Raw genomic sequence first — 2,541 nt, forward strand, 5'->3', positions numbered from 1 at the left:
CTGATCCTGCATCTCCGCCGGATGGACCGCTGTGGTGACATCCATGGAGAGCACACGGAACGCCTGCAATCCGCGCTCGCCGTGCTTGACGAGGCAGACGACGCGCGCGCCTTCCAAGGCGGTCTGGAAACCGTCCTTTCGAAGACACGTCACGTGGAGGAGAATATCGCCGGAAGAGCCGTCATCGGGAAGAATGAAACCGTAACCCTTGGCCACATCGAACCATTTGATGGCGCCCGCAACCTCGACAAGATCAGCCGCATCGCCGCTCTCGTCCCTTTGCAAGGCGTCGTTACCGGTTCCGTCCCGCCCCATGAAAGAGGCCTTTTCCCCCATAAGAACGCCCCCCTTTTTCCAAGAATACCGCAACTGATTCTTGACGTTAGATTAACACTGCCGCTTCCGGTGTGTGCAAGACCTGACGTGCCTTTTTTCACGGTTGATTGCAGGAATACCGGATTTGTTGTTTGCCGGCGTGACCGGCTATCGGCGATTGCCCTTTGGCCGGGTGGCCCCTATGTTCCGCCGCAACGCAACATTTCGAGGAAAATCCCATGCGCTACCTGCACACCATGGTCCGCGTCGCCGACATCGATGCATCGCTCGATTTCTACTGCAACAAGCTTGGCCTCAAGGAAGTGCGTCGCCACGAAAACGAACAGGGGCGCTTCACGCTGATCTTCCTCGCCGCTTCCGAAGACGAGCAAAGCGGCATCGCCGAAAAGGCGCCGCTGATCGAGCTCACCTACAATTGGGATCCTGAAGACTACAAGGGCGGCCGCAATTTCGGGCACCTCGCTTATGAGGTCGACGACATCTACGCCACCTGCCAGCAGCTGATGGACAAGGGCGTCACCATCAACCGGCCGCCGCGCGATGGCAACATGGCCTTCGTCAAATCGCCGGACGGCATTTCGATCGAGCTTTTGCAGAAAGGCCCCGCCAAGGCCAAGGCCGAGCCCTGGGCGTCGATGCCGAACACCGGCAGCTGGTAGCCAATCACAAGATCGAGAGCGGGTACGACCTGGCCTGAGATTTTATGGCGTTTCTCAAGATCGCGCCTATCTGTCCGGCCATCGCGCCTGCTTCCGAAATTGGCGCATCCAAAAGATGCGCGCTTGCTTCAGGAGAAATCCATTCATGCCGACCAGCCATGTCGATGTCGCCACCGAACATGCGAGCCGCTATCTGCAGCAGCTCTGCAAGCACTGGGCGCACAAGTTTCCCGTCGAGTTCGATCCGAACCACGGGACAATCGATCTCACGCTAGGCCGCACGGTTCTGGACGCCGATGCGGCAGCGCTCCACATCACGGTAGCTACTGACGAAGCCGGCTCGCTGGAGCGCCTGGAAGCGGTCGTCGCCGACCACATCAAACGCTTCGCTTTCCGCGAAGAGCTGGCGTTCGACTGGAAAAGGGCTTCGGCGGCGTAGGCGACCACGTTCAGCCGCCTCGGCCGGCCAACTCCAGCAGCGCCAGCACCGTGCGCCAGTTGCGCGCGGTGCCGGGCACTTTCAGCGTGCGCGGGATGAGATTGGCAAACACCGATTTGCCGAGACCTTCCGGTGCATGCAGGTAAAGCACGTCACCCCTGATCTCGAACCGCTCGGGACCGGTGCATTTTTCCGAAAGACGGGCCGTCTCCTCGGGTGTCGGCTCACGCTCCAGCACATAGGCGTGGAGCTTCGTCGGCTCCCCGGCGACCTCAGGATAGGGATTTTCCGCCACCAGCCGCTCGAACCAGCCGAGATCGCGCACCATGATGCGCGAGTGAAATCCCCATTTCTTCTCGAAGGCCGTTTCCAGCTGTTTGGTCAGCGTAGCGGCATCACCCTTTGCCGACCGGAACACGACGTTGCCGCTCTGCACATAGGTGGCGACGTCGCGAAAGCCGAGCTCCTCGAAGAACGATCGGAGTTCGGCCATCTTGACCATGCGGTTGCCGCCGACATTGATGCCGGAAAACAGCGCGACGAAGATTTTCGCCTGGGCACTCATATTTGGGCACTCATAGTCGGGTGGTCATATGATGAACCCGGCGAGCGTTTCGTTGTCGGTGATGTCCTGATACTGAACGCCCTCGGCCTCGAAATTCGCATTGAGCAGCTCGAAATTGCGGCGGTCCTTGGTTTCGATGCCGATCAGCACCGAACCGAAATTGCGCGCCGATTTCTTCAAATATTCGAAGCGGGCGATATCGTCGTCGGGTCCGAGCAATTCGAGGAAATCGCGCAGCGCGCCCGGCCGTTGCGGAAAACGGATGATGAAGTACTTCTTCAGCCCCTCAAAGCGCAGCGCCCTTTCCTTCACATCCGGCAGCCGCTCGAAATCGAAATTGCCGCCCGAAACCACCGCGACGATGGTCTTGCCCCTGATTTCCCTCTTCGAAAAATCCTTGAGCGCGTCGATCGCCAGTGCGCCGGCCGGCTCCAGCACCACGCCTTCGACATTCAGCATCTCGATCATGGTCGCGCAGAGCCGGTTTTCCGGGATCAGCCGCACGGTGTTGGTGGCAAATTCCCTGAGATGCCGCAACGGCT

4 protein-coding genes and 1 pseudogene are annotated in these 2,541 nt (G+C 59.7%); 2 read left to right on the forward strand and 3 right to left on the reverse strand.

What is annotated here, in order from left to right; genetic code table 11:
• Nucleotides 1-315 (reverse strand): cold-shock protein (locus E5W87_RS34890; protein ID WP_292408357.1); only part of this gene is annotated, 315 nt, incomplete at its 3' end.
• Nucleotides 316-554: 239 nt separating this feature from the next.
• Between E5W87_RS34890 and gloA the strand changes: the two genes are divergently transcribed.
• Together gloA and E5W87_RS34900 are read left to right on the forward strand one after the other, a co-directional pair.
• Nucleotides 555-995 carry a lactoylglutathione lyase gene (gene gloA, locus E5W87_RS34895; protein ID WP_292408359.1) on the forward strand — a complete coding sequence of 147 codons (441 nt, stop codon included), beginning with the start codon at nt 555-557 and terminating at the stop codon, nt 993-995.
• 145 nt (nt 996-1,140) lie between these two features.
• The gene (locus E5W87_RS34900; protein ID WP_292408362.1) at nt 1,141-1,434 is read left to right on the forward strand and encodes a DUF2218 domain-containing protein; all 294 of its coding nucleotides are present in this window, start codon (nt 1,141-1,143) and stop codon (nt 1,432-1,434) included.
• 10 nt (nt 1,435-1,444) lie between these two features.
• Here E5W87_RS34900 and E5W87_RS34905 read toward each other — a convergent pair whose 3' ends face one another.
• Nucleotides 1,445-1,999: a DUF1697 domain-containing protein gene (locus E5W87_RS34905; protein WP_292408365.1), complete on the reverse strand. Its 555-nt coding sequence runs from the start codon at nt 1,997-1,999 to the stop codon at nt 1,445-1,447.
• A 24-nt stretch (nt 2,000-2,023) separates the two neighbouring features.
• Nucleotides 2,024-2,541 (reverse strand): annotated as a pseudogene (locus E5W87_RS34910) (threonine dehydratase); the annotation flags it as partial.

The sequence above is a fragment of the Mesorhizobium sp. genome, assembly GCF_004962925.1.
Lineage (GTDB): Bacteria > Pseudomonadota > Alphaproteobacteria > Rhizobiales > Rhizobiaceae > Mesorhizobium.

Bases quoted from the DNA above. Each gene is read 5' to 3' on its own strand.
- gloA (WP_292408359.1), top strand. From the start codon at position 555: ATGCGCTACCTGCACACCATGGTCCGCGTCGCCGACATCGATGCATCG.
- E5W87_RS34900 (WP_292408362.1), top strand. From the start codon at position 1,141: ATGCCGACCAGCCATGTCGATGTCGCCACCGAACATGCGAGCCGCTAT.
- E5W87_RS34905 (WP_292408365.1), bottom strand. From the start codon at position 1,999: ATGAGTGCCCAGGCGAAAATCTTCGTCGCGCTGTTTTCCGGCATCAAT.